This window comes from Gemella haemolysans (genome assembly GCF_901873445.1).
GTDB lineage: Bacteria > Bacillota > Bacilli > Staphylococcales > Gemellaceae > Gemella > Gemella haemolysans_C.
On the sequence record NZ_CABFLN010000069.1, the window covers coordinates 16,060 to 37,693 of the forward strand.

Genomic DNA, 21,634 nt, shown 5'->3' on the forward strand with positions numbered 1-21,634 from the left:
AGTAATATTACTAAAAGTATGGTATAATAACCTAAAGAAATTATAACAGTCGAGGAGGCAACTATGAAATTTTTATCATTCAGTTATAACGATAATGAATTATATGGAGTAAAAGTAAAACGTGAAGAAAGTGCATGGAATCTAATTAAAGTACTAGAAGATTTTGATAATACTGATAAAATACCTGCGACTTTAAGAGAAGCAATTGAAGTATATGGAGTTTCTTTCATTGAAAAAATTAGAAAAGTACTAAAATTAGTTGAAGAAAGTGGTAAATCTGAAAGTTATAAAATACCATTTGATAAAATAATTTGGCGTTCACCTATTACAAGAACACCAAAAAATATTCTTTGTGTTGGGCACAATTATGAGGCTCATGTTAATGAACTTGGAGATGAGCTGGCTAAAACTCCGAAAGATGTTCTTATCTTTACGAAAGCAACAACAGCTCTAGCTGGAAATAATGAAGTAGTTCCATCTCACAAAAATATTACAGATAGCTTAGACTTCGGAGGAGAACTTGCTGTAGTAATAGCTAAACCAGGTAAAAACATACTAAGACCACTAGTTTTAGATTATATTTTTGGTTACACAATCATGAATGATATTACAGCTACAGACCTACAATATAAACACGGACAATTTTTCTTAGGGAAATCATTAGAAAAATCAGCAGTAGTAGGTCCTTACTTAGTAACTAAAGATGAAGTTAGTTCACCTGAATCAATGAGTATCGTAACAAAAATTAATGGTGAAATTAAACAAAATGCTATGACATCTGAAATGTTGTTTAGAGTAGATGATGTATTAGCAGAAATTAGTAAAATAGTTCCACTAGAAGCTGGAGATATTATTGCTACTGGTACACCTGCAGGAGTAGGTGCAGCGCAAAATCCACCAAAATTCTTACAGACAGGTGATGAAATCAAAATCACTGTTGAAGGTATTGGAACTTTAACTACAGTAATTGGAGAATAAGCAGAAAGGAAAAACAATGGCAAAAAAATCAAAAGATAAACAAGTCACTCACATAGAAAAAGATGATTTAAAAGCACGTCAAGCCGCTATTAATGAAGCCATAAAAGTAATTGAAAAAGAATACGGTAAAGGTGCTATTATGGATATTTCATCTGAAAATCCGATTAAAGTTGAAGCTGTATCATCAGGTTCATTAGCGATTGACTCAGCTTTAGGAATTGGAGGATATCCAAAAGGTCGTATCGTTGAAGTTTATGGTCCAGAATCATCAGGGAAAACTACAATAGCATTACATGCGATTGCAGAAGTTCAAAAAACAGGTGGTATTGCTGCATTTATAGATGCTGAAAATGCACTTGATATCGAATATGCAAAAGCTCTAGGTGTTGATTTCACACCGGGTAAATTTTTCCTATCTCAACCTGATAGCGGAGAACAAGCGCTAGATATTGCTGAAAAATTAATTTTATCAGGAGCTATTGATATTATCGTTATAGACTCAGTTGCTGCTTTAGTACCAAAAGCTGAGATTGATGGAGTTATGGGTGCTAACCATATCGGATTACAAGCTCGTCTTATGTCACAAGCTTTACGTAAATTAACAGGTCAAATAAATAAAGCTAATACCATTGCTTTATTTATAAACCAACTTCGTGAAAAAGTAGGAGTAATGTTTGGTAGCCCGGAAGTAACAACTGGTGGGCGTGCACTAAAATTCTATTCTACAGTACGTATAGATGTACGTAAAGGAGAAGCTATTAAAGGCGCTGATAGTGAAATTTTAGGTAACAGAACTAAAATTAAAATTGTTAAAAATAAAGTAGCTCCACCGTTCAAAATTGCAGAAGTTGATATTATGTTTGGTGAAGGTATTTCTAAAATCGGAGAAACTCTTGATTTTGCAGTTGATTTAGATATTATCAGCAAATCTGGATCATGGTTCTCATACAATGGAGAGCGTTTAGGACAAGGTCGTGAAAACGTGAAGAAAGTCTTCGAAGAAAATGAAGAACTATATAATGAAATTTACGGTCTTGTTAGGGAAGAATTGCTGAATAAAACTGGGAAAAAAACTGACTCAGCTATAGAAGATGACTCAAATGATAACATCGATGAACTTGATTTAGGGATAGAAACATTAGGTGAGGTAGAATAATATATATGAATAAAAAAATATTTAAAATTGTATTATGGTTAATGATATTTATTATATTAGCTAGTGGGTTTATATCTGCAGTAGCTATGTTTTTAAAATAAATATACAAACTAAATAAAAATAAAAACTCAGATAATATCTGAGTTTTTATTTTGAAAGTATGATAAAATATAATTATAGAAAATATAGGAGAAATAACTGTGAATTTTATACAAAATATGAATGACAATCAGCTAAAAGCTATTTTAAAAACTGATGGTGCAGTAATGGTTATAGCTGGTGCTGGTAGTGGGAAAACACGTGTGCTAACTAATAGAATTGCATATTTAATTGCCGAAAAAAATGTATTAGAAAGTAATATACTAGCTATAACTTTTACTAATAAAGCTGCAAAAGAAATGAAAGAAAGAATTTATGCATTAGTAGGGGAAACTTCTAAATACATTTGGATAAACACTTTCCACTCAATGTGTGTAAGAATTCTACGTCAACACATAGAACTGCTAGGATATAATAAAAACTTTACAATTTTGGATACTAGTGAACAAAAAAGTATTATAAAAACAATTGTTAAAAATCTTAATCTTTCAGAAGACTCATATCAACCAGCTAATATACTAAAAATAATTTCAAATGCAAAAAATAGTATGACTACTGTAAAGGCTATGAGAGAACAATCACGTTTTGGTTATATGAAAAATGTAGCTGAAATATATGCTCATTATCAAAGATATCTAAAGAAAAATAGTGTACTTGATTTTGATGACCTTATGTTAAAAACTATTATACTATTTAAGAAATTCCCTGAAGTACTAGCTATTTATCAAAATAAATTTGAATATATTCATGTCGATGAGTATCAAGATACTAACGTAATCCAATATAGATTAATTAAAATGCTATCAGAAGTCCATAAAAACGTATGTGTTGTTGGGGATGATGATCAAAGTATCTATAGTTGGCGTGGTGCATGTAGTGATAATATTATTAACTTTGAAAAAGATTATAAAGATGTTGAGCTAATTTTCTTAGATCAAAACTATCGTTCTAATTCAACTATTTTAGATGCTGCGAATGCGGTAATTAAAAATAATACTGATAGAAAAGAAAAGGCTCTATGGTCTGAAAACAAAGGTGGCGGTAAAATATCAGTATATGCTGCTTCAAATGATAAAGATGAAACAGATGATATTGCAAAAAAAATTCAAGAATTGAAAAAAGAAGGCGTATCATATAAAGATATTGCAATTTTATATCGAGCAAACTATCTTTCTCGTCAGATGGAAAATTCTTGTTTAGCTTTTGGTATACCATATAAACTTATCGGATCACTTAAGTTCTTACAACGTCAAGAGGTACGTGACTTACTAGCATACCTTAATGTAATAGTTAATAGAGATGATGAATTTAGTTTAAGAAGAATTATAAATGTTCCTAAGCGTGGAATTGGTGCAAGTTCAATGGAAAAAATTGATAATTATGCAACACAATATGGTATATCACTATTTGATGCTTTAAAGAATATAGAAGCAGTAGGTGTATCTAAAAAAATTACAACTAATGTTCACTTATTAACTAATCTAATGGAAAAATATTCAGAAACTGATAAGTACTCAATTGATGAGTTAATAATTGGTATCTATAAAGATTCAGGATATGAAAATATGCTAAAAGAATCTAATGATGCCTATGCTGAAAGTAGAATAGAGAATATTTCTGAGTTAGTGTCTTCTGCCAAACAATTCTCAAGTATGAATGATAGTCTTATTGACTTTATATCTGAAATGTCCCTTACATCCGATGCTGATGATGAAAATGAAGAAGATTCTGTTGTTTTATCTACAGTTCATGCAGCAAAAGGATTAGAATATAAAGTAGTGTTTATTATGGGACTTGAAGAAAATCTATTCCCTTCAATTCGTGATGCAGAAAGTAGTGCTGATGAAAAGAATAAGATGGAAGAAGAGCGACGATTAGCATATGTTGCAATTACACGTGCTAAGGAAAAACTATTTATGTCATATGCGAATAGACGTATGCAATTTGGTTCTATTAAGATGAATAAACGTTCTAGATTTTTAGATGAGGTACCTAATAAGCTTATGCACTTTGAATCATCTTTTGGATCTTCTTTTGATTCTAGTAGCTCAAATGTTGAAGAAGCCAATAAATTTATTAGTAGACTTAGTCCAAAAATTAAAATTTCAGATAAACCTAAGAATGCTATCAATACCAATTATGTAATCGGTGATACTGTTATTCATAAGAAATTTGGAGAAGGTAAAGTTCTAAATATTACTAGTGATAGTGTTAAAGTTGAATTTAGTGAAGTTGATATAAAAACATTACTAATCGAGTATGCCAACTTAACTAGAAAGGATTAATTTTTATGAAACAAGTTCAAGAAGAAATTTCGAAATTAGTTTCTTTATTAAATAAATATTCTTATGATTATTATGTTGAAGATAATCCACAGATTTCTGATACAGAATATGATACATTATATAAACAATTAGAAAAATTAGAAGAAAAATATCCAGAATTTATATTAGAAAACTCTCCTACACAACGAGTAGGTGATAAGATATTAGATGAATTTGAAAAAATAACACATAAAGTTCCGATGTTAAGTTTATCTAATACTTTCTCAACTGAGGACCTAAAAGATTTTGATGCAAGAGTTTCAAAACTAGTACCAAGTCAGGATGTTGAATATATTTGTGAATTAAAAATCGATGGTTTAGCAATTTCTATTAAATATGAAAATGGTAAATTAGTAAGTGCTGCTACAAGAGGAGATGGTAGTGTAGGTGAAGATGTTACTGAAAATATTAAAACTATCTTCTCAATTCCAAAAGTACTGAAAGATAATAGAACATTTGAGGTAAGAGGTGAAGTTTATTTACCAAGAAAATCATTTGAGCTTTTAAATGCTGAACGAGAGAGTAATAATGAAGTATTATTTGCTAATCCAAGGAATGCTGCAGCGGGTTCATTAAGACAACTCGATTCTAAAATAACTGCGAAAAGACGATTATCGGCTTTTATTTATTCAATAGTTGGAGATGATAATATTGTTTCACAGGAGAATGCTTTAAATATAGCTAAGGAGTATGATTTACCTGTAAATCCAAACTTCAAATTATGCAAAAATATTGATGACGTAATAGAATACATAAATTATTGGACTGAGCATAAGAAAGATTTACCTTATGATATAGATGGTATCGTTATTAAGGTAAACTCATATGATACTCAGGAAAAAGTTGGTTACACTCAAAAAAGTCCAAGATGGGCTACTGCATACAAATTCCCAGAAGAGGAATTAGCCACTAAATTACTTGGTGTAGAACTTAGTGTTGGTAGAACTGGAATTATTACGCCAGTAGCTATACTAGATCCTATCGTAATTTCTGGCTCAACAGTATCTAAAGCTTCTTTACACAATAAAGATATTATTGATGAACTTGATATTCACATAGGTGATATGGTCGTTGTAAAAAAAGCGGGTGAAATAATTCCAAAAGTAGTTCGTGTAATTAAAGAGCTAAGATTTTCGGATTCAGATAAATATATTATGCCAGAGGTTTGTCCATCATGCGGGCAACAAACTTTTACAAAACCAAACGATCCATTTACAAGATGTAAAAATCCAGATTGTCCGGATCAAAATATTAGAAGAATAATACACTTTGCCTCAAGAGATGCTTTAAATATCGAAGGCTTAGGCGATAAAGTTGTTACTACACTTTATGAAAAAGGTATTATTGCTCATACTATTGATTTATTTTCTTTAGAAAGAGAAAAGCTAGTATCATTAGATAGAATGGGAGAAAAGTCAGTAGATAATCTTTTAAATGCAATTGAGAATTCTAAAAAAAGCAGTTTAGACAAGGTTATATTTGCACTTGGTATTCTTAATGTAGGAAAAAAAGCAGGGAAAATATTGGCAGAAAAGTATCTAAATCTGTCTAATTTAATGAATGCTACACTAGATGAACTTGTAAATCTAGATGATGTTGGTCAAATTACTGCTGAGTCTATTTTAGATTATTTATCTGATGAAAATAACATAAAATTTATAAATGATCTAATTAAAGTTGGAATGAATCCTCAGTATGAAATTCAAGAAGTTAATGCAGATAATATTTTTTCTGGGAAAACTGTAGTTTTAACTGGTAAATTAGTAGAATTAACAAGAAATGAAGCTAAAGAATATTTAGAAAAATATGGAGCAAAAGTTACAGGAAGTGTGACTTCAAAAACTGATTTAGTAATTGCGGGAGAAAAAGCAGGCTCAAAACTAGCTAAAGCTGAGCAATTAGGAATTAGAGTAATAAATGAAGAAGAATTTGCTAATATGGTTAGAGAGGTGGAATAATGGATAATAAGTTACCTTATAAAGTATTTGGGATAGTCATAGCCTTTGTGTCAATAATTACTTTCTTTATAATGAATTACAATTCTGTACCTGTATCATTTATCTTCTTTACGGTTAAATTGCCATTAACGATTCTATTCTTTGTATGTTTCTTTATAGGAATGATACTTGCGACTCTATATTGGCGTCAAAAATATAAAACTTTATCAAAAAAATACGAAAGAACAGAAAAATTATTATTTACTAAAGAACAGTTGGAAGAAGATAAAAAAGAATAAACAAAAAATAATTAAAAGAAGTGAGGTGAGAAAATGGGAATTAAATACAATTGGATATATCCAACATATGATGAAAGTTTTATAAAAGAAATAGAATCGTATAATATCTCAAAAAACGTTGCTAAAATATTAAATGCTCGTTCTATTACTGATATGTCATCAGTGAAAAAATATTTTTCAGATGAATACGAAGAAGGTTATGATCCATTTTTAATGTATGATATGCAAAAAGCTGTTGATAGAATTAATGAAGCTATTGAGAATGAAGAGAAAATATTGGTATATGGTGACTATGATGCCGATGGTATTACATCTACAGTACTATTAGTCGAAACACTAATTTCTTTAGGAGCAAATGTCTCATCATACATACCAAATAGATTTGATGAAGGTTATGGACCTAATAAAGAAGCTTTTACAAAAATTATTGAATCTGGAATTACTTTAATTATTACAGTAGATAATGGTATTGCAGGTGTCGAGGAAGTAGATCTTGCTAATGAATTAGGTTGTGATGTCATTATTACAGATCACCATAAAATACAAGATACCATTCCAAATGCATATGCTATCATACATCCCGAACATCCAGAAGGAGAATATCCTTTTAAAAAACTAGCAGGAGTTGGGGTTGCATTTAAACTAGCTCACGCTTTACTAGAAATTTTCCCTGATTTTCTTTTAGACTTAGTTGCAATAGGAACTATAGCTGATATGGTTTCAATTACTGATGAAAATAGGATTTTTGTTAAACAGGGATTGGAATTAATCAATGAAGATCCACGTATAGGATTAAAAATGTTACTTGAATTATCAAATATTGATACTAAAGTAGATGAACAAACAATTGGCTTTTATATAGGTCCAAAATTAAATTCTATTGGTAGAATGGATAGTGCTAAATTAGGACTTTCATTCTTAATGGCTGAAGATGCTGAGACAGCAAGAGTATTGGCTGAGCAAATTGAAAAATATAATATTGAACGTAAACAAGTTACTGAAGATATTGTTAAAGATGTTATTAGTCAAATAGAGAAGTCTAATAAAAAAGATAATAATGTTCTTATGATATCTGGAAATTATCATGAAGGCGTTCTGGGAATAGTTGCATCTAATATTGTAGAAAAATATCAAAGACCTGTGTTTATAATGAATAATAAAGATGGAGTTTTGAAAGGCTCAGCCAGAAGTATTTTTGATTTTAATATCTATACAGCTATGAATAAAATATCGGATTTATTTTTAGCATTTGGAGGACATACACTTGCTGCAGGTTTCTCATTTGATGAAAATAATCTAAATCAAATACAAGATTTCCTTAATAGTGAATATGAAGAATATAAACAGAGTAATGAATTAAAATCAACTAAAAAAATTGATATTGTTACTACTTTAGAAGAAATAAGCTACCAATTTGTTAGTTCTTTAGAAGTATTAAAACCTTTTGGAATGGACTTTGAAAAACCTACAGTATTATTGGAAAATGCAATAGTATTAAATAAATCATATTTTGGATTAGATAAACAGTATTTAAGATTAACAATTGCTGATGAAGTAGGGAACTTAGAGTGTATTACATTTAAAGATAGTGTTGTATTTGATAAAGTTGAGAAGAATGATATTATAGATTTATTATGTACTATTGATAAGAATAATTTTAGCGGCCGTACTAAGTTACAAGCACATATAATAGATATAGCTGTTAAAGAACTCTTATTTGAAGATTTGAGATTTATTAATTATGATATATCAAAAATTGGAAAAGATGCTATTAAAGTTTCAAAAAAAATTGATGATAGAGATAATAATTTCTATTTGTATAAAGATATTGAACAATTAGAAGAAAATATTGAAGCTATCTACTTATTAGATATCCCTACTAGTAAGGAATATCTAGAAAAATTAATTAAGTTAAATCCTAAGAAAATTTATTTAATTTGTGAAGAAAAGCAAATCTTATCAGATTTTTATTTAATTGATAAAGATAGATTAATTAAACTATTTAATATAATTCTATCTGCGCCTAATAAACAAATTAATATTTCTCAGCAGTTAGATAAGTTAATATCCGCATTAAAATCGAATGTAGATAGTTTAAAAATTATGATACAAATTTTTAGAGAATTAAATCTTATAACATTTGAAAACAATACATTAAAATTAAATGAAAACTATACAAAAGTAGACTTAAAACAATCAGAAAGTTTTGTAAGAATGGAAAATATTTTTGAAGTTGAAAGAATTCTTCTAAAAGAAAACATTACCAATATTAATAAAATTTTTGATGAAAAGTAAACTTTTTAAAGGAGGATTAAATGAAAATATTATATTTTTGGGATGCATATTGTGGTTGGTGTTATGGTTTTGATAAATTGTTTACTAAATTTTATGAAAATCATACGGACATAGAAATTGATATTGTCTCTGGTGGATTATTTATTGGTCAGAATAGTAAAAAAATAGGTGAATATCCTTATTTTAAGGATGCTAATAAAGAAATTTCAGAAATGTATAATATAGAATTTGGAGATAGGTATAAAAAAGTTCTTGAAGAAGGTGAAATGGTATTGAATTCACTTCATCCAGCAATAGCACTTAGTACTGTTAAAGAGTTACTACCAAACTCAAAACTATTATCATATGCATATGATATGCAATGTAAGTTTTTTATTGAAGGTAAAAGTTTAAGTGATATAACTACATATATAGAGTTGTGTGATAAGTATGAAATTGATAGTTCTGAATTAGCATTAAAACTTACAATAGCCTTCAAAAACTCAGAGCAACTACATCCTGACTTTTTAAAAACTTTGAGTTTAGGAATTGAATCATATCCTACTGCAGTTCTTGAAAAAGATGGTGAATTTTATGATTTACGTGGTTATGCCACAGAACCAGAGGATATAGAAATTCACTACAATTTAATAACGAAAAGATTTTAGTTAGTAATATTAATTATTTTTTCATTGTGGCAAAATTTTTAACAAATTTTCAAGAGGGCAAATTTATGATTTCAGCGATTTATGAACTGGAATCATAAATTTGATCCCTAATTTTTTTCATTTTAATGTTTTTACTTGTATCTTTTTTCTGCTGTAGTATAATGTGACTATAATTAATCGATATTGATTATCAGTGTATTTATGGAGGTAAATCATGAACAAAAAATAACAAACTGATAATTGGATTAGCTGCATTAGGCTTCAGAAGAAAAAGATAATTTATAAATTTAATAATAATAATTACATAAGATATAAATAAACGGATGTACTTAACAATCGCCAAGTACATCCGTTATTATTTGTTATTTAAGATACTACATTAATTATTTCATAAATAATATATCCTGAAAGAAGTATTAATACGAAATTCATATACAATCTAAGTTTTTCTTTTAGAATTATAGAAATAATATTGATAATTATTACTCCTATGCAGACTCCTAAAGTATTATCTATCAAGTCTGTTATATCAGGGAACCCAATAGTCAAGATATATTGAGTAGATTCATATGTTAAACTTAATATAAACCCTAAAATTATAGCTCTTAAACCAGATGATTTAGGATATAGCATTTTGATATAAAAGCTAAAAGGTATAAAGAAAATTATATTAAGTAAAACCTCAACAATGTCAAAATTTCCAAATCTGTATGGTACTAGATTGATTGTTCTCCAAGATACACCAGGATAAAGTAATACACGAGGATTATATATCCAAGAAAAATTACTACTGTGTAGTAAGTTCCAATCCATTTTAGCTACTATTACCCATGTAAGTATAAATAAATATACAAAAAATAGAAATAATGTTAATTTTCTACTGTTTAGAAAAGATTTCAAAACATTCTCCTTTCTTTAATTACACTTATGATAATGTTAGCAAAACTTATTAAAATTTACTTAAATTTATTTTTTAATTATTAATTGAACTTGTTCTGTAATAATTCCCGCTTCGCTTTTTAAATATAAAGTAAAATTAGTTTCACTAAAATCAAATTTATTGTCTTTATCAAACATAACTTCATAATAAGAAGGATAATGAACAGTACCTATGTTTGTAGAAAGTTCTTTATCATATTTATCCCATTTAATATTTTTGTCTTCTTTAGAAACAATTAGAATTCTATATTTATCATATACTTGACAATGACACCCATTAACGTTATCTGAATATGGACTATTTCCATCTAAATAGTCGATAATAATATCATATGCACTAGTGTCTGTACTTCCAAATTTTTTATAAATACAATTCACAGCTGAATCAGTAAATGTAATTTTCATACTAACATCTCCTAATAAATTATTTATAATATATTTTAACACATAACGGAAGGATACTAATAATAATTGATTTCATTGTGAGTATGTCTACTAGAATCACTACAATATAAAAGCTTTTTAAATTACCAATAAAATGTGAGGGGATGACTCGTAAAATAAATTTTTAATTCACTCCTATAATTTTTATTATAAGTAGAATCATATATTGTTCAATTTCTAATAATTCACTATTTCTTAGTCTTTAAATAGTGTTTAAAATTGCTTATTTTAGGATTTTATAGTATAATAATTGAGTTAAGAAAACATTTAGGAGAAAAGTAAAATAAATGAATTTAGAAAAATACATTTCAATCGTAGAAAATTGGCCAAAAGAAGGAATTAGTTTTAAAGATATTACTACATTAATGGCAGATGGTGAGGCATATAAATATGCTACTGATCAAATCGTTAACTATGCAAAAGAAAAAAAAGTTGATGTAGTAGTAGGACCAGAGGCTCGTGGTTTCATTATTGGATGTCCTGTATCATATTCACTAGGTATAGGGTTCGTTCCGGTTAGAAAACCTAATAAATTACCACGTGAAGTTATTTCTTATCAATATGATTTAGAGTATGGTAGTAATACTTTAACAATGCACAAAGATGCTATTAAACCTGGTCAACGTGTTCTAATCACTGACGATTTATTAGCTACAGGTGGAACAATTGAAGCAACAATTAAATTAGTAGAAGAATTAGGAGGAATCGTAGTAGGTATTGCATTCTTAATCGAATTAGATGGTCTAAATGGAATGGACAAACTACAAGGTTATGATGTTCTTACATTACTAAAAATGTAATCTACTATGAAATAATTAAATAATATGACATTTGAACTAATAGAAAAGAAATATCTACAAAATATTAATACAAATGCTTATCTTTATGAGCATAGCAAAACTCGTGCTAGATTAGTTTTCTTTGAAAATGATGATATAAATAAAAGTTTTAGCATAAGTTTTAAAACAATCCCTTATAATGATAATGGTATTTTTCATATTTTAGAACATTCTGTTTTATGTGGTTCAGCGAAATATCCAGTAAAAGAACCTTTTGTAGAACTACTTAAAGGTTCTTTTAATACATTTTTAAATGCAATGACATTTCCTGATAAAACCATATATCCAGTATCGTCTAAAAATGAAAAAGATTTAGAACTATTAATGGACATCTATTTAGATGCGGTATTTAATCCAAATTTAAAAGTTAATAAGAATATATTAGCTCAAGAAGGATGGCATTATCATTTAGAAAATAAAGAAGATGACCTTATATATAAAGGTGTAGTTTATAATGAAATGAAAGGTGCCTATTCATCAGTAGATGAGGTTCTTGATCAATATGTAAGTGAACACTTATTTAGTGACACACCTTATAAATATTCTTCAGGAGGGAAACCAGAGGCTATTCCTTTAATAACACAAGAAGAATTTTTAGAAACATATAATTATAATTATCACCCAAGTAACAGTTATATCTTCTTATATGGCAATCTAAATGTAGACCCATATTTAGAACATATCGATAGTTATTTAAATAACTATGATTATAAAGATTATAGTGACTATAACTTATCACGTCAAAATCATTTTTCAAAAGAAATTGTTAAGCGAACTTATTTTAACGAAGAGCTAAGTAACAAGGCATATGTTGCATACAATTACATCCTTGGTGATAGTAATGAGTTTAGTAAAATCGAGAATATTGATATAATAGATGATATTCTTCTTGGAAGTAGTAACACAGAATTTAGAAAATATTTCATAGAAAATGATTTTTGTGAAGATGTTTATAGTTATGTTCAAAAAGATAGAAAAGAAACTGTCTATTCAATCATCTTCAAATATGTAAAAGATGATAAATTAGATAATCTTGATACTGAATACAAAAATCTTCTTAAATCAATCATTGAAAAAGGTTTTGATTATGAGCAAGTACAAGCTTCAATCAATAAGAAAAATTTCTCAATTAAAGAAGAAATTAACAAAACTTCTGCACCAAAAGGTGTTTCTTACGCAATAAGATTATTAAGAACTTGGCTTTACAGTGAAGAAGACATACTGTCTTCATTTGATTTAGATAAAGTTATAGCTGATTTACAAGAAAATTGTAAAGATAAAAAATATGAAAGTCTTGCAATAGAGTTCCTAATTAATAATGAGAAACAAGCTGTTTTACAGTTAATTCCAACTTTAGAAAAAGAGCAAAAAGAGAAAAATCTAGTTGAATACAAAGCTTCATTATCTGAAAATGAACTACAAGATATAGTCGAAAATACTACCTCTTTACAAAACTGGCAAAATAGTATAGATAAGAAAGAAGATTTTGAAAAAATTAAATGTGTTGATGCTAAAGAAGTTGAATTAAAAAATCCTTTTGAAGAAACATTATTTGAAACATATAAAGATTTAAAATTCTCTCATTATAATGCAGTAACAAATGGAATTTCTTATACTAAATTACTTTTTGATATTAGCGATTTTGAGCTAGAACAGCTTCAATACGCTTCAATTTTATCATATTTATTATTTAACTTTAACACAAAAAATAAAACCGAGGCAGAAGTTATTAAAGAAATTGGAGCAAATCTTGGTGGAGTTAGTTCATATATAGATGTCTTTAGGAAACATAAGAGTGACGAATGCGAAGTTAAATTTATAATTAGTGCAAAAAATCTTGTTGAAAAATCAGAAGAATTAGCTGATATATTAGAAGAAACAACACTAAACGTTGATTTTGAAGATAAAGAAGCATTATACAACGTCCTATTAGAAGTTAAATTAATGTTAGAAAACAAATTCAAGAATTCAGGGCATGCATTTGTAGCACGTCGAATTAGTGGATTCTATAATCCACAAAGTAAGTTAGCATCATACCATGGTGAATATGACTTCTACTTATTCGTGAATAAGTTACTAGATAATTATGAAACTGACAATAAAAGTATAAGAGAAAATCTTTATAATATAGCTAAGTTAATTTTCAATAAATCTAGATTATTAACTAACTTTGTTGGAAATAAAGAAGAATATAATGATTTTAAAGAAGTTTTTACTAGCTTCTTAGAAAAATATCCAAAAGATTCAAATAGACAAAAAGGATTCGAAATAGAATTAGAAGAACATGGTTATTCTGAAGGATTTTACTTTGATTCTCTTGTGCAGTATGTGGGTGTTGGATACAATATTAAAGATTATACCGGAACTCATCTAGTATTGAGACATATCCTAAGTTTAGATTATTTATGGAATAATGTTCGTGTGAAAAATGGTGCTTACGGTTCTGGAGCAATATTTAATAACTTTGGTGATTTTAACTTATGGTCTTATCGTGATCCTAATTTAGTTGAAACACTAGATATATATTATAATATTGATAACTATGTCCGAAACTTTGTCGCCGATCAAAATGATTTAAATAAATACATTATCGGTACATTGAATACATTAGATGTATTGATGTCACCAAGTGCGTTAGCAACATATTCACTTAATAAATATTTAACAAATTCACCATTTAATATTTATGATGAACTTGTAGATGAAATTAAAAATACCACAGTTGAAGATATACAAAAATTAGCAACTGTATTTGAAAATATGAAGTCTATAGCCTATACTTGTGTACTAGGTTCAAAAGAAAAAGTATTAGAAAATAAAGATTTATTCAATGAAACAATTGAATTAAAATAGAAAGGTGCATGAATGAGAGTTCGAAATAGAGCAGACGCAAGAGAGCGTTTAGAAAATAGTCCCGTTGTATTTTTACAACCTAAGGATAATAAAGGGAAATGGAAAGAAATATTTGGAAATGAAAATCCAATTCATCTTGAAATAGGGAGTGGAAAAGGTAAGTTTATTCATACATTAGCAGAAAAACATCCAAATATAAACTTTATCGCAATGGAGGCTCAACCTACTGTATTAACATTTCTATTAGATAAAGTAGAAGAAACACACAGAGAAAATCTGAAACTAATTTCTGGTAATGCAGAAGATTTACTTGAATATTTTGCTGAAGGAGAAGTAGATCAACTTTATCTAAACTTCTCTGACCCATGGCCAAAAACAAGACACGAGAAAAGACGACTAACATTCCACACATTTTTATCTCGTTATGAAACTATCCTTAGTGGTGATAAGACTATTATTCAAAAAACAGATAATCAAGGTTTATTTGAATATAGCTTAATGAGTTATGCAAAGTATGGATTTACATTCAATAGATTATCATTAGACCTAACAAACAGCGTCTATGAAGAAAATAATGTTCATACAGAATATGAAGATAAGTTTATTAAAAAGGGTAATAGAATATATATGGTAGAAGCTGTAAAAGTAAAATAATCATGTTTAGTTTACATAAAGTTAATTATGTAAACTAAATACTTGAGATATACTTTGTTTATAGCATTTTACATTAAAATTAATCGTTTTTACCTTGATTTTAAAAAAATTTTTATTTATAATAATATTAGTACAAATTAAAGGAGAAATACAATAATGATATCAGTTAATGATTTTAAAACTGGAGTTACTATCGAAGTTGATGGAAACATTTGGAAAGTAATGGAATTCCAACACGTTAAACCTGGTAAAGGAGCTGCTTTCGTACGTTCTAAATTAAGAAACATGCGTACAGGTGCAGTTAATGATAAAACATTCAGAGCTGGTGAAAAAGTAGCAAAAGCTCAAATCAATAACCAAAAAATGTCATATCTTTACTCAACAGGTGAAGCTTATGTATTTATGGATAACTCTACTTACGAGCAAATCGAAGTACCTGAAGCACAATTAGAATACGAATTAAACTTCTTAAAAGAAAACATGGAAGTTTCAATCTTAATGTTTGGTGATGAAATCTTAGGTATTGACTTACCAACAACAGTAGAACTTACTGTAACTGAAACTGAACCTGGTGTTAAAGGTGATACTGCACAAGGAGCTACTAAAGCTGCTACAGTAGAAACTGGATACACATTACAAGTACCTCTATTCGTTAAAGAAGGAGATGTATTAGTAATCAATACAGCAGAAGGTTCTTACGTATCAAGAGCATAATTTATGAATAATTTAAAAACTCTCTATTATTACTATGATAGAGAGTTTTTTATGAAAGGAGAAAATAATGAAATACGTACTTTTGCTTCGTGGAATCAATGTTGGTGGTAGAAATAAGGTTTCTATGGCTGATTTGAAAGATGCGATTACTGGTTTAGGATATGAAAATGTTATTACTTATATAAACAGTGGCAATATAATATTTAATTCCACTGAAAATATAGGTGTTGTCAATGATAAAATATCACAGATATTGAATTCATATCCTTTCAAAATTAATAAAGTAATACTAACAAAACAAGAATACATAGAAGAACTTAAAAATTTGCCTAGTTGGTGGAATGATGATTTTTATAGAAAAGATGTACTATTTTATAGTGAGGATATAGATTTCTCTAGTATAAAAGAACGAATAAATAGTATGCCCTTAAACGAAGAAAATGTTTATTTTGGAAAAAGAGCTGTTTTTTGGGGGAAATTTAATGAAAAGAACTATTTAAAAACGGCATATCATAAATATTTAATTAAAGAATCTTTCTATAAAGCTGTTACTATTAGAAACGGAAGAACTTTTATGAAAATCGCTGAGTTACTAGATAAAGAACACTAATTCTATAGTAAGCGTATATCTTTACTTGATATAGCTAATAATGATATAATTACCTAATGAAAAAATTAAGGAGAATATAATGAAATTAGATAAAATATTAATCGGCTTAGGATTAATTATATATTCAATCCTAGCTTATTTTTTAGGAATTCATTCTTATAAATTGTTATTAGTTTTCTTAGGGATTAGCGTACTAATATTTTTAATAACAAAATTACATTTCGAACCCTTTTTATCAATACTTATAGTAGCAATTATTCTAGGTTTATTTTTAGGTTTATCCCCTAGTTCAATAATTGATTCAGTAGAGAAGGGGACAGGATCTCTTCTAGGACATTTATCTTTAATCTTAGGATTAGGAGCTATGTTTGGAAGAATATTAGAAGAATTAGGAGCAGTAGAAATTACTGCAAAAAAAATGATCAGTTTATTTGGAATTAAGAGGATTCAATTAGGTCTTCTCATTGCTGGAATGTGTATAAGTTTTTCTTTATTCTTTGATGTAGCTTTTATTTTAGTAATACCAATTATATTGGCAGTAGCAAAAGAACTAAAATTAGATAAAATTTACTTAGCTTTACCAGCGAGTATAGGAGTACTAACTATCCATGCACTATTTCCGCCACACCCTAGTCCAAGTATTATTACTAAGACTTTTCATCTTAATATGGCGGAAGTATTCTTCTATGGTTTAATAGTAGCAATACCAACAGCAATAATAGGTGGTTTATTATTAACAAATTCAAAGATGGTACAAACTAAACCTATCGTACAAACAGAACAAAATAATATTAGTGTTTTAAAAATAGAAAAACAGCTGATGAGTTCTAGTTTTGCTATTATCTTAATGTTATTACCTGTAATTTTAATTACAATTCCTACTATAGCATTAGGCATAAAAAATTTACCATCTAGTTTAAAAGATATATTAACAATTATAAGTAATCCAGTTACAGCATTAATTATAAGCTTATTAATAGCTATCTGGAAATTAATGACTGTAAAACATTTACGAATTAGTAGTATTGCTCCATTGTTAAGTCAATCTATTAAAACAATAGCAGTCGTATTACTTATTAATGGAGCTGCTGGAGGTTTGAAACAGGTATTGGTAGATTCAAAGGTAACAGATGAGATAGTTCAAATAACTAGTGGTATGAACATATCACCAATACTTATTAGTTTCTTTGTTGCTGCTATTCTAAGAATATCATTAGGTAGTGCAACTATTGCAGCAATTACAACGTTAGCAATAGTAGAATCTTTAGTTCCAACTATCAGTTATTCACCGGTATTTATAATGTTGAGTATTACTGCAGGAAGTATATTCTGTTCACATGTAAATGATCCTGGTTTCTGGTTATTTAAACAGTATTTAAACTTAGATTTTAAAACAACATTTAAAACTTGGACTTTAGGTACGACTATTACTTCTATAGTAGCATTTATTATAATATTGATTATGACTTCAATTACATAAAATATTTTTAAAATAAATAATGTTTTTACTTGATATTTATGATAAGGTATGTTATATTAATACTTGTGTATGTAGTAAATGTTATGAATAAACTATTTCCAAAAGGAGGATTAATTCATGGCAAAAGTTTGTTACGTTACTGGACGTAAAGCTCGTTCAGGAAATACTCGTTCACACGCAATGAACGCAAATAAAAGAAAATTCAAAGCTAATCTACAAAAAGTAACAATTTTAGTAGATGGACAACCTAAAAAAGTTTGGGTTTCTGCTAGAGCTTTAAAATCTGGAAAAGTTGAGCGTGTATAATTAAGCGATAAACTTTAAGCTATCTAAGGAAACTTAGGTAGCTTTTTACATTATAATTAAAAAATATACGGAAATCAAATAAAATATATACTAAATTAGGTATAAATATCAAATTAGCCATTTAAATCAATTCTAAGAGGTTTTATGTCGTTTTGGAGTAAATTGTATTAAAAATTAATTTAGAAAGCTTATATGGCGTTTAAATAGGTCATTTTTTTTAGAATTTCAAATTTTAAAGTGAAACTAATTATAATTACCCATTAAATAGTAAAAATAAATTTAATATAAAATAGATTTAATAAATAATCACTTATTAAAAACTTAAAATGAAATATTTTATTTTTTATTGAAATAAGGGGATTGAACTATATTGAAAGAAACTGATAAATATGATATAATATATTTGTTCGTATAATACATATTATATGTATAATTAATAAACTTTAGGAGAATGTAGTAATACCAATGAATCAACGTGATTATTATAAACAAAAAATAAATAAAATACTTCCTGAATTCCCAGATTATATAGAAGACTTCATCGACACGTATTATGATAATTTATCACCACTTACTTTACATAGATATTTAGAAACCTATAAGAACTTTCTAAATTGGACTATTAGAGAAACAATTTCAGATGCAGAAAATATAAAAGAAGTTAAACTATCTACTTTAGAAAATATATCTAAAAAAGAAATGGAAAGCTATTTTAAATCTCTTTCTCGTGAACAAGTTAATGGAAAATATCGAAGTCAAACGACTGTTAACAATTATAAGGCTGCTATGAGGTCTCTGTATAAGTTTCTTACTGTTACAAGCGAGAATGAACAAGGACGAGCTTATTTTGAGCGAAATGTAATGCTTAAGATACCTATTAATCGTGTGAAAGAGACATTATCATCAAGATCAAAGAAAATTTCTGAAAAGATTTTTCTAGACTCTCAGGACGAAGAATTCTTGCAGTTTGTTGAATTTGAGTACGAGAAAACTTTATCAAAACATGGAAAAACGTTCTTTTTACGTGATAAAGCACGAGATCTTGCAATACTAACACTATTTTTAAAAAGTGGTATTCGAGTTAATGAACTTGCTAATTTAAAGGTTAAAGATATAGATTTTCTAAATAGTGAAATAAACGTCATTAGAAAAGGTAATAAAGTAGACACAGTTATAATAACTAAATCTGCATTAGACAGGCTTAATGAGTACATAACTTCCCTACCTTTTAAACTTAATAGAGAAGACTTTGTTTTCATTAGTAAAAACAAAACTGGATTATCAATAAGAGCTATCCAAAAACTAGTTATGAAATATACAGATGCCTTTAATGTTCCAATGTCACCACATAAACTAAGACATAGTTACGGTACTAAATTAGCATTAAAAACAAACGGTAATATACCAATCATTATGACTCAAATGGGACACTCTAACAGTGATACTTCAATGCTATACATTAACGAATCTAAAAAAATAATTAAACAATCTATTGATAAATTAGATGATTAGTATTGCAATATATCTCCAATTAAGTTAAAATATAAAAGTTATTAAATATTATGGAGGTAAAAAATGGGAATTATTGTACAAGTTTTAGGATCACTCTTGATTCTTATCGGCTTTGTATTTAGTCAATTAGGAAAACTTAAAACTACATCACTTAGTTATTTATTACTAAATGCTATCGGAGCATTAATTCTTGGCATTGATGCCTTTATTGGTAAGCAATGGGGATTTGTTTTACTAGAAGGTGTTTGGTCTATAGTTGCTATTCACGGATTATATAATTATTTCAATAAAAAAGAAGTAAAATAGAGAATATAGTTTACATAAAATTATTTATGTAAACTATATTCTCTTATAATATTATCTATAAATTCTGTTTTTCCTTCAGTATATCTTTCTCTATCAAATTTATATTCTTTTTCTAGTTTTAACTTTAATTCCTCATATTTCTTTGCAACTACTGGATATTCTAATAATATATTTTTGAATTCTACTTCAGTAATATCGCCTTTTTTTCTTATATGAAGATGAAACACTTTATCTAGAAAACCTTTCTCGCCATATCCTTTAACTAAAAAAGCTCTATCGTCTTCATTCCAACGTAATTCCCATTCTTTAGAAAGAATTTTAACTATATTACCAAAATTTCTGTCATCAATAGTTTCTATAAGTATATCAATTATATTTTTTGATTTTATATTTGGTATTGCAGAACTTCCAATATGATAAATATGTACTGGTATATCTTTAAGTAATTTTGATAATTTTACTTCCATTTCTTTATACCATTCTATCCATTTATTATTATGACATACTAAAATAATAGGATATCTTTTCTTAAAACACTCATCTTTTAAAATATTATCCAATATAAATCACACCTTTCTATTTTTCCATAAAAAAAATGTTAGGATAGGAAATCCTATCACTAACATTATTTAAATACATGTAAAGAATTTTTGAAATATTCCAATCCTGATAAAATAGTCAATATAACAGAAATCCATAATAGGATATAATCTAGTTTAAAGCCAATACTGTTAAATATCGGATTTCCTAATAAAATTAGAATAATAGCTAATAATTGGCTAATAGTTTTTAGTTTACCTAGAATTCCTGCGGGTATTACTTCCCCTTTTTCTACAGCCAGAAGTCTAAGTCCCGTAACTGCAAATTCTCTAGCAATTACAACCACTACCATCCAACTGTGCATTAATCCTAATTCAACCATTACAATAAAGGCACTTCCAACTAGAAGTTTATCAGCTAATGGATCTAAGAATTTACCCATATTAGTCACTAAATTATATTTTCTAGCAAGATATCCATCAATAAAATCTGTGAATGATGCAAACATAAAAATTAATGCTGCTATGAAAATATTAAGGGTTATATTTCGACCACCTAGGATAGAAATACTACCTCCCATATTATATAATAAAAACACTATAAATATAGGTATTAATATTGTTCTAAATAATGTTATTTTATTTGGTAGATTCATTATTATTACTTACCCTTCTTGCATAAATTTAAATTCATTATAATTAT

At 27.7% G+C, this 21,634-nt stretch carries 20 protein-coding genes; 16 read left to right on the top strand and 4 right to left on the bottom strand.

Going from position 1 to position 21,634, the window contains the following annotated elements:
• Positions 1-63 precede the first annotated feature (63 nt).
• From JX287_RS07855 to JX287_RS07885, 7 genes are all read left to right on the top strand, one after another.
• The gene (locus JX287_RS07855; RefSeq protein WP_204644335.1) at positions 64-978 is read left to right on the top strand and encodes a fumarylacetoacetate hydrolase family protein; all 915 of its coding nucleotides are present in this window, start codon (positions 64-66) and stop codon (positions 976-978) included.
• A 16-nt stretch (positions 979-994) separates the two neighbouring features.
• Positions 995-2,134, top strand: coding sequence for a recombinase RecA (gene recA / locus JX287_RS07860; RefSeq protein ID WP_204644336.1), 1,140 nt, complete (start codon positions 995-997; stop codon positions 2,132-2,134).
• 200 nt (positions 2,135-2,334) lie between these two features.
• The gene (locus JX287_RS07865) at positions 2,335-4,518 is read left to right on the top strand and encodes an ATP-dependent helicase (RefSeq protein ID WP_204644337.1); all 2,184 of its coding nucleotides are present in this window, start codon (positions 2,335-2,337) and stop codon (positions 4,516-4,518) included.
• Complete coding sequence (ligA, locus tag JX287_RS07870) at positions 4,518-6,515, top strand: NAD-dependent DNA ligase LigA (protein WP_204644383.1); 1,998 nt, start codon at positions 4,518-4,520, stop codon at positions 6,513-6,515. Before JX287_RS07865 ends, ligA begins: the two co-directional genes overlap by 1 nt.
• Positions 6,515-6,793 (top strand): LapA family protein, encoded by a 279-nt coding sequence (locus JX287_RS07875; RefSeq protein ID WP_204644338.1) that lies wholly within the window; start codon positions 6,515-6,517, stop codon positions 6,791-6,793. Before ligA ends, JX287_RS07875 begins: the two co-directional genes overlap by 1 nt.
• Before the next feature lie 33 nt (positions 6,794-6,826).
• Positions 6,827-9,088, top strand: coding sequence for a single-stranded-DNA-specific exonuclease RecJ (recJ, locus tag JX287_RS07880; protein ID WP_204644339.1), 2,262 nt, complete (start codon positions 6,827-6,829; stop codon positions 9,086-9,088).
• 20 nt (positions 9,089-9,108) lie between these two features.
• On the top strand, positions 9,109-9,735 hold the full coding sequence (locus JX287_RS07885; protein ID WP_204644340.1) for a DsbA family protein: 627 nt from the start codon (positions 9,109-9,111) through the stop codon (positions 9,733-9,735).
• Positions 9,736-10,101: 366 nt separating this feature from the next.
• On the opposite strand, the gene JX287_RS07890 is transcribed toward JX287_RS07885, so the two are convergent.
• Both JX287_RS07890 and JX287_RS07895 read right to left on the bottom strand, forming a co-directional pair.
• Positions 10,102-10,635: a VanZ family protein gene (locus JX287_RS07890; RefSeq protein WP_204644341.1), complete on the bottom strand. Its 534-nt coding sequence runs from the start codon at positions 10,633-10,635 to the stop codon at positions 10,102-10,104.
• A gap of 66 nt (positions 10,636-10,701) precedes the next feature.
• On the bottom strand, positions 10,702-11,079 hold the full coding sequence (locus JX287_RS07895) for an iron-sulfur cluster biosynthesis family protein (RefSeq protein WP_204644342.1): 378 nt from the start codon (positions 11,077-11,079) through the stop codon (positions 10,702-10,704).
• Positions 11,080-11,405: 326 nt separating this feature from the next.
• Between JX287_RS07895 and JX287_RS07900 the strand changes: the two genes are divergently transcribed.
• The 9 genes from JX287_RS07900 to JX287_RS07940 all read left to right on the top strand — a co-directional run bounded on the left by JX287_RS07900 (position 11,406) and on the right by JX287_RS07940 (position 20,392).
• A complete protein-coding gene (locus JX287_RS07900; protein ID WP_204644343.1) occupies positions 11,406-11,918 on the top strand; it encodes an adenine phosphoribosyltransferase in 513 nt (170 codons plus the stop codon).
• 24 nt (positions 11,919-11,942) lie between these two features.
• Positions 11,943-14,810, top strand: coding sequence for an insulinase family protein (locus JX287_RS07905; protein WP_204644344.1), 2,868 nt, complete (start codon positions 11,943-11,945; stop codon positions 14,808-14,810).
• Between the two features lie 12 nt (positions 14,811-14,822).
• Complete coding sequence (gene trmB / locus JX287_RS07910; RefSeq protein ID WP_204644345.1) at positions 14,823-15,464, top strand: tRNA (guanosine(46)-N7)-methyltransferase TrmB; 642 nt, start codon at positions 14,823-14,825, stop codon at positions 15,462-15,464.
• A 156-nt stretch (positions 15,465-15,620) separates the two neighbouring features.
• Positions 15,621-16,178 (top strand): elongation factor P, encoded by a 558-nt coding sequence (gene efp, locus JX287_RS07915; RefSeq protein ID WP_204644346.1) that lies wholly within the window; start codon positions 15,621-15,623, stop codon positions 16,176-16,178.
• A gap of 67 nt (positions 16,179-16,245) precedes the next feature.
• Positions 16,246-16,788, top strand: a complete 543-nt coding sequence (locus JX287_RS07920) for a DUF1697 domain-containing protein (RefSeq protein WP_204644347.1) — start codon at positions 16,246-16,248, stop codon at positions 16,786-16,788.
• Positions 16,789-16,867: 79 nt separating this feature from the next.
• Positions 16,868-18,268, top strand: coding sequence for a GntP family permease (locus JX287_RS07925; protein ID WP_204644348.1), 1,401 nt, complete (start codon positions 16,868-16,870; stop codon positions 18,266-18,268).
• Positions 18,269-18,385: 117 nt separating this feature from the next.
• Positions 18,386-18,574: a 50S ribosomal protein L28 gene (rpmB, locus tag JX287_RS07930; RefSeq protein WP_003144993.1), complete on the top strand. Its 189-nt coding sequence runs from the start codon at positions 18,386-18,388 to the stop codon at positions 18,572-18,574.
• A gap of 465 nt (positions 18,575-19,039) precedes the next feature.
• Positions 19,040-20,086: a tyrosine recombinase XerS gene (gene xerS / locus JX287_RS07935; protein WP_204644349.1), complete on the top strand. Its 1,047-nt coding sequence runs from the start codon at positions 19,040-19,042 to the stop codon at positions 20,084-20,086.
• 63 nt (positions 20,087-20,149) lie between these two features.
• Positions 20,150-20,392, top strand: coding sequence for a CBU_0592 family membrane protein (locus tag JX287_RS07940; RefSeq protein WP_048802648.1), 243 nt, complete (start codon positions 20,150-20,152; stop codon positions 20,390-20,392).
• 20 nt (positions 20,393-20,412) lie between these two features.
• Here JX287_RS07940 and JX287_RS07945 read toward each other — a convergent pair whose 3' ends face one another.
• Positions 20,413-20,952 (bottom strand): GrpB family protein, encoded by a 540-nt coding sequence (locus JX287_RS07945; RefSeq protein ID WP_204644350.1) that lies wholly within the window; start codon positions 20,950-20,952, stop codon positions 20,413-20,415.
• A gap of 65 nt (positions 20,953-21,017) precedes the next feature.
• Positions 21,018-21,587 carry a CDP-diacylglycerol--glycerol-3-phosphate 3-phosphatidyltransferase gene (pgsA, locus tag JX287_RS07950; protein WP_204644351.1) on the bottom strand — a complete coding sequence of 190 codons (570 nt, stop codon included), beginning with the start codon at positions 21,585-21,587 and terminating at the stop codon, positions 21,018-21,020.
• Positions 21,588-21,634 lie beyond the last annotated feature (47 nt).

Coding starts and splice junctions, on each gene's coding strand:
- JX287_RS07855 (WP_204644335.1), top strand. CDS start 64: ATGAAATTTTTATCATTCAGTTATAACGATAATGAATTATATGGAGTA.
- recA (WP_204644336.1), top strand. CDS start 995: ATGGCAAAAAAATCAAAAGATAAACAAGTCACTCACATAGAAAAAGAT.
- JX287_RS07875 (WP_204644338.1), top strand. CDS start 6,515: ATGGATAATAAGTTACCTTATAAAGTATTTGGGATAGTCATAGCCTTT.
- recJ (WP_204644339.1), top strand. CDS start 6,827: ATGGGAATTAAATACAATTGGATATATCCAACATATGATGAAAGTTTT.
- JX287_RS07885 (WP_204644340.1), top strand. CDS start 9,109: ATGAAAATATTATATTTTTGGGATGCATATTGTGGTTGGTGTTATGGT.
- JX287_RS07895 (WP_204644342.1), bottom strand. CDS start 11,079: ATGAAAATTACATTTACTGATTCAGCTGTGAATTGTATTTATAAAAAA.
- JX287_RS07900 (WP_204644343.1), top strand. CDS start 11,406: ATGAATTTAGAAAAATACATTTCAATCGTAGAAAATTGGCCAAAAGAA.
- JX287_RS07905 (WP_204644344.1), top strand. CDS start 11,943: ATGACATTTGAACTAATAGAAAAGAAATATCTACAAAATATTAATACA.
- trmB (WP_204644345.1), top strand. CDS start 14,823: ATGAGAGTTCGAAATAGAGCAGACGCAAGAGAGCGTTTAGAAAATAGT.
- efp (WP_204644346.1), top strand. CDS start 15,621: ATGATATCAGTTAATGATTTTAAAACTGGAGTTACTATCGAAGTTGAT.
- JX287_RS07920 (WP_204644347.1), top strand. CDS start 16,246: ATGAAATACGTACTTTTGCTTCGTGGAATCAATGTTGGTGGTAGAAAT.
- JX287_RS07925 (WP_204644348.1), top strand. CDS start 16,868: ATGAAATTAGATAAAATATTAATCGGCTTAGGATTAATTATATATTCA.
- rpmB (WP_003144993.1), top strand. CDS start 18,386: ATGGCAAAAGTTTGTTACGTTACTGGACGTAAAGCTCGTTCAGGAAAT.
- xerS (WP_204644349.1), top strand. CDS start 19,040: ATGAATCAACGTGATTATTATAAACAAAAAATAAATAAAATACTTCCT.
- JX287_RS07940 (WP_048802648.1), top strand. CDS start 20,150: ATGGGAATTATTGTACAAGTTTTAGGATCACTCTTGATTCTTATCGGC.
- pgsA (WP_204644351.1), bottom strand. CDS start 21,587: ATGAATCTACCAAATAAAATAACATTATTTAGAACAATATTAATACCT.